This is a genomic window from Microcystis sp. M53603_WE2, assembly GCF_030065435.1.
Genome location: NZ_JASJFF010001111.1, coordinates 1 through 5,339, shown reverse-complemented (window position 1 = coordinate 5,339; position 5,339 = coordinate 1). Strand labels below are relative to the sequence as shown.

Genomic DNA, 5,339 nt, shown 5'->3' with positions numbered 1-5,339 from the left:
CAAAGGCTTTTACTTGGCTTTATGAAGCGGCTTTACCCTATGTAGAAGCGGTCTTTTATCGTACTGCTCCCTTCCGGGGTACAAAGTCCTATAATGCCCAAGCCAAACAGGTTCCCTACGAACAAAAAGACTTTCACTATGGCATTCTTTACGCGGATGTTTTCCCCGTGGGTACTGCGGGAATTCCTCCCACTTTGTTAATGGATGATATGTATCATTTTTTACCCCAATATCTGATCGATTACTATCAGCAACACTGCCGGGGGGAAGACGATATTTTGATTCAATTGGGTATTAGTTTCCAGCGATCGATGTATAATGTTACTTCGGCAGTTATTCAAGCTCTACGCACTGCTTTACTCTATCCCCTCGACGATCCTAATCCCAAACATTTACTCAAAAATCGTCAATTCTTTGAGGCACAAATGGACAGATTTAAACGCCCCGAAGCGCGTCTTAGAGATATCCAAAGTCCTAATTATCGTTAAGGTTTTTGGGTTATTTTTCTGGTGGGTTTATCGCCCACCTTTTTTGATATAATGAGATGACCGACACCCAACCTCAAAAAAGATGACCACTTTTCCCATCATCGACAATAACGAGTTTTGTGCGGATGAGGTAAAATTTCCCCCCAGGGATATCTGGAGTGAGGAACCCTCCTTGGAAAGCTACGCTCATTTACAACAAATTCTGATTTTACTTCAGTGTTTAGAATGGTTATGGCAAGAGCGTAATGATTATTTTGCCGCCGCTAATTTGACCATTTATTATAGTCCTAATCAGAAAAAATCTGAGTATTTTCGCGGACCAGATTTTTTTGTCGTTTTGGGAACAGAAAGACGCTTAGATCGAAAAAGTTGGGTAGTTTGGGGAGAAGGGGGCAAATATCCCGATGTTATCGTGGAAATTCTGTCTCCTAGTACCGCCAAAATAGATCGCGGCGAGAAAAAACAAATTTATCAAGATATTTTTCGCACTCCCGATTATTTTTGGTTCGATCCTGAAACCTTAGAATTACAAGGATTTCGGCTAATGGAAGGGCAATATCAAGCAATTGAACCGACGGACAGGGGTTGGCTATGGAGCGATCTATTAGGCTTATTTCTGGGTATTTATCAACAACAATTACGCTATTTCAATAGGGAGGGTGAATTAATTCCTACCCCCGCAGAAGTGGCTAAACAGGAACGTCAAGAGAAGGTTTTAGCTTTACAACAAATAGAACAATTAAAATCTCTCTTACGCGAGTTAGGAGCCGATTTAGAAGGTATTTAGAGCCGTTTTTTTTCAGTGAAAATAGGAATATTTTCCGTAAATTTCCCTACCCCTAACACCTCACTCTCCTCTCCCATTTAGATAGTCAACAGCTTAGTATTTTTTGCCTCTTGCCTGACTGGGAGTCACAAGTCTAAGCTAAGAATAGCTTGCCAACCCGTCCCGACCACCGGATAACTGATAGAATGAATGATTCTAACGCTAATTCTCCCGCTCAATCCTCAGAAGAGACAATAGATGAAACCAATTGGGTAGATCTGGGGGAAGAAGGGAAACCCCTAGATAAACCCACTGCCAAACCTATCCAACCATCTCCTCTCAAGTCTATCGCTACCCTGATCACGGTGGAGACGGCTTTTTTGGCCAGTGCTACCAGTTTAATCTGGTTAATTGACTATTATTTTCCCCTCGGACCTTTATTAAGGGTTTTCTTCCCGATTCCTATCGCTTTAGCCTATTTACGTTGGGGCGCTCGTTGTGCTTGGATGACAGCATTAGTTTCCAGTTTACTTTTGTCGGTGTTAATGGGACCGACTCGCAGTATCGTCTTTTTGATTCCCCACGGCTTGATGGGGTTACAATTGGGGCTATGCTGGCGCCGGGGTGCGCGCTGGGAATTTTCTATCTTGACCGGGGGACTGTTGGGGGCTTTTGGTTTATTCTTTCGTTTTTGGCTGTTTTCAATTCTTTTAGGCGAAAATCTCTGGTTATATGTGATTACCCAAGCGACTAATTTTATCGATTGGATTTTCACCTGGTTAGGGATTCTCGCTAAACCGACGCTGCTGCAAGTGCAATCGGTAGCAGTTGTGGGCATATTTGTCAATAGTTTATTATACTTATTTGCCGTGCATTTAGTGGCGTTATTAGTTCTCGATCGCCTCGGTAATCCGATTTCTCGTCCGCCCAAATGGGTGCAGTCCATACTAGATTATGAGTGATTATTTAGCGCTTTATTCTCTACGAAAATATTGCCGCTAATCAAGGCAGTAATTTAGCCGTGGCCCGATGGTTAGAGGGGAAAGGTTATCGACTATACCGTTATCGTCCCTACCTGCAAGAATTGCTAGAAATCGAGTCAGAAGCCGATTTACAGGGAATTTTGAACGTTATCGCCTTGCCGGAACAGGAATTAAGGGATTAAGGAAACCGTCAATCTGGTCATCTGGTCAAAATTCTAGCGGTACTGGCGGGTTGATTAATTCTTAAAGAAAGCCAAAAGGGGATAAAAAGGGAATTTTAGCCTTAAAAGTCGGCTATATAGCTTTTTAGGTCTATTTTATTGCCTATCATTGCTCCTGACTCCTTTCTTGCCCCGAAAAATTTATCTTGGTCAGGGGATCATCGTCTTGTCAGAGAGTGACCGAGTGAGTTATAGTCGTCTATAAGACTCGATTAAAGCATTTCTTAAAAGAATCGTGGTTTTTGGAAAATCGAAAAGTGCGCTATTTTCCCTTCCACAGAAACCTGTTGCCGAGGGGAGTAACTCAAAAACTCCTTTTTTCCTAGATTCTGATAGACAGAACTGGCGGAAACGGATAAAAAATGCTGTTATCGAGCAAGACTCAGGGATTAATTGAAAATCTCGTCTCCTGGCTGTGCTTACCTAATTGTGGGTCAAGCCGGCAGTTGCCAAACAGACTTAACAACTGAAACCAAGACTCAGTTCCCACGTCTGAGAGGCAGATGAACATCAAGATGAGGCTTTAACGATGCGGACTCATCTTCTTAGAACTTTCTTAACAAGACCAGATTTCCAGAAGTAGCCTCAAAGCATAGACAAATAGCCCATGGTCCGTCGCTTTTGAAACCGAAAGATTGAGGAAATTGAATGCCAAAACAAATAATCATAGCCGAACAACACCATATAGCGGCTGTTTTTTGGGAAGATCAAATTCAGGAATTAGTTGTAGCCACAGGTAATCAGCAGGTGGCCGACATCTATCTAGGATTAGTAGAAAATGTCATCCCCGGGATAGATGCAGCCTTCGTCAATATTGGCGATGCGGAACGCAATGGCTTTATCCATGTCACCGACCTGGGCCCCTTAAGACTGAAAAAAACCGCCGGTGCTATCACGGAATTACTGGCCCCCCAGCAAAAAGTGCTGGTACAGGTAATGAAGGAACCCACCGGCAATAAAGGACCGCGACTAACGGGAAATGTCACTCTCCCTGGTCGTTATCTGGTATTGATGCCCAATGGTCGCGGGGTGAATCTTTCCCGTCGCATCCGCAGTGAAGACGAGCGCTCCCGTTTACGAGCTTTAGCGATTTTGGTCAAACCGGCGGGGATGGGTTTGCTGGTACGCACCGAGGCCGAAGGCAAAGCGGAAGAAGCGATTATCGAGGATTTGGAATTTCTGCAAAAACAGTGGGAGAGCATCCAACAGATGGCCGTCAGCAGCCGCGCCCCGGCCTTGCTTAACCGCGATGATGACTTTATTCAAAGGGTTTTGCGGGATATGTACAGTGCCGATGTCAATCGCATTGTTGTGGATAACCCGGTGGCGGTAAAACGAGTTAAACAGCAATTGACGAACTGGGGCGGCGGCAAAGCTCTCGAAGGGGTTTATATCGACTCCCATCGGGAAACCCAGCCAATTCTCGACTATTTCCGGGTTAACGCCGCCATTCGCGAGGCCCTCAAACCCCGGGTTGATTTACCCTCCGGCGGCTACATTATCATCGAACCGACGGAAGCTTTAACGGTAATTGATGTTAACTCCGGTTCCTTTACCCGTTCGGCCACGGCCCGAGAAACCGTACTCTGGACTAATAGCGAGGCCGCCACAGAAATCGCCCGACAACTGCGCTTGAGAAATATCGGCGGTGTGGTGGTGGTGGACTTCATCGATATGGATTCCCGTCGCGACCAGTTGAAACTGCTGGAATTGTTTAATAAGGCCCTGAAAAGCGATAAGGCCCGGCCTCAGATTGCCCAATTATCGGAATTGGGGTTAGTGGAATTAACTCGTAAGCGTCAGGGGAAAAACATTTATGAATTATTCGGCAAAACCTGTGACCATTGCGGCGGACTAGGTCATTTAGCCCATCTACCAGGAGAAGGCAACGCCATCGCCCTAGAAAACCCCACCGTTAGCCGTGCGGAAAAAGAAACCCTTGTCATTGCTTCAACTAATACAAAAGTTCTGCCCGATAAGAGCGCTCCTAGCGTTGCGGCGGCCGAACCCTATCTAGAAGTTTTCTCCGAATTTGAGGCCGAAGAAAACGCTCAAGAGATGGATATTTCCTTCCATCCCAACTATCAAGAACAGGTTAATAATTCTCGCCGTCGTCGTCGTCGTCGTCCCTCGGAACTGTTACTAAAAGAGGAACGGAGCGAAAAAGCCTCTACTAACGGTGTTAACAACGAAATCGAGCCGGAATCAGAACCCCAACGCTTTGAGGAAAAACGAGAACGCCCCGCCCGTCTCTCGAAACGGGGAGAAGATGCCAGCGCCGCCAAAAATATCCCCGTCAGCGAACGGGAGCGGGTTTCCGTGGAAATGACCCCGGTAGAACAGGAAGTTTATTCTTTAATGGGCATTTCTCCCCTGATTCTGGTGGATAAGGAGTTTAAAGACCCGAAATCGGTGATTGTTTCCGTGAAACTGGCAGGGGAAAGAGAAGCGGAAAACCCAGAAATGCCTGTTACTCCTGAAATATCCTTGACTCCTACCCTAGAAGTCGAGGACACCCCGGTAGAAGCGACGGAAACCGGCGAGGAAGCCGAAAATCGTTCCTTGGTGCGCCGTCGTCGTCGTTCCACCACTAGCGAAGTTAGTCAGGAAATCAACCAAGAAGCTAGTCCACCAGTGACTTTTACGCCCGAACCGATTACGACCGAAACTCCAGTTTTTCTGGGCGAAGTCATTCCTTTAGAGACCCCGGTGAGCGCCGAGGTGACGGAGGAGCCACAAATAGAGGCTGAAACCGCGGTGCTGCGTCGTCGTCGTCGTCGTTCCTCCGCCACTGTCGATGAGTCATGAGCGCAGAACCCTTAATTGCCGGTGTCGATGAGGTGGGGCGCGGGGCTTTATTTGGCCCCGTGGTGGCGGCGGT

Annotated in this window: 5 protein-coding genes and 1 pseudogene; all 6 read left to right on the top strand. The window is 46.5% G+C overall.

The window, feature by feature from the left end:
- Window positions 1-488 (top strand): CO2 hydration protein (locus PX481_RS23480; protein WP_288096335.1); only part of this gene is annotated, 488 nt, incomplete at its 5' end.
- Between the two features lie 82 nt (window positions 489-570).
- Window positions 571-1,275, top strand: a complete 705-nt coding sequence (locus tag PX481_RS23475; protein WP_288024664.1) for a Uma2 family endonuclease — start codon at window positions 571-573, stop codon at window positions 1,273-1,275.
- Window positions 1,276-1,460: 185 nt separating this feature from the next.
- Window positions 1,461-2,216 carry a DUF2232 domain-containing protein gene (locus tag PX481_RS23470; RefSeq protein WP_288024662.1) on the top strand — a complete coding sequence of 252 codons (756 nt, stop codon included), beginning with the start codon at window positions 1,461-1,463 and terminating at the stop codon, window positions 2,214-2,216.
- Between the two features lie 59 nt (window positions 2,217-2,275).
- The gene (locus PX481_RS23465; RefSeq protein ID WP_002783432.1) at window positions 2,276-2,419 is read left to right on the top strand and encodes a hypothetical protein; all 144 of its coding nucleotides are present in this window, start codon (window positions 2,276-2,278) and stop codon (window positions 2,417-2,419) included.
- 687 nt (window positions 2,420-3,106) lie between these two features.
- Window positions 3,107-5,266: a ribonuclease E gene (gene rne / locus PX481_RS23460; RefSeq protein ID WP_288096330.1), complete on the top strand. Its 2,160-nt coding sequence runs from the start codon at window positions 3,107-3,109 to the stop codon at window positions 5,264-5,266.
- Window positions 5,263-5,339 (top strand): annotated as a pseudogene (locus PX481_RS23455) (ribonuclease HII); the annotation flags it as partial. The gene rne and the pseudogene PX481_RS23455, both read left to right, overlap by 4 nt.

What these genes read in the sequence shown, in the direction of transcription:
- PX481_RS23475 (WP_288024664.1), top strand. Translation starts at nt 571, where the DNA reads ATGACCACTTTTCCCATCATCGACAATAACGAGTTTTGTGCGGATGAG.
- PX481_RS23470 (WP_288024662.1), top strand. Translation starts at nt 1,461, where the DNA reads ATGAATGATTCTAACGCTAATTCTCCCGCTCAATCCTCAGAAGAGACA.
- rne (WP_288096330.1), top strand. Translation starts at nt 3,107, where the DNA reads ATGCCAAAACAAATAATCATAGCCGAACAACACCATATAGCGGCTGTT.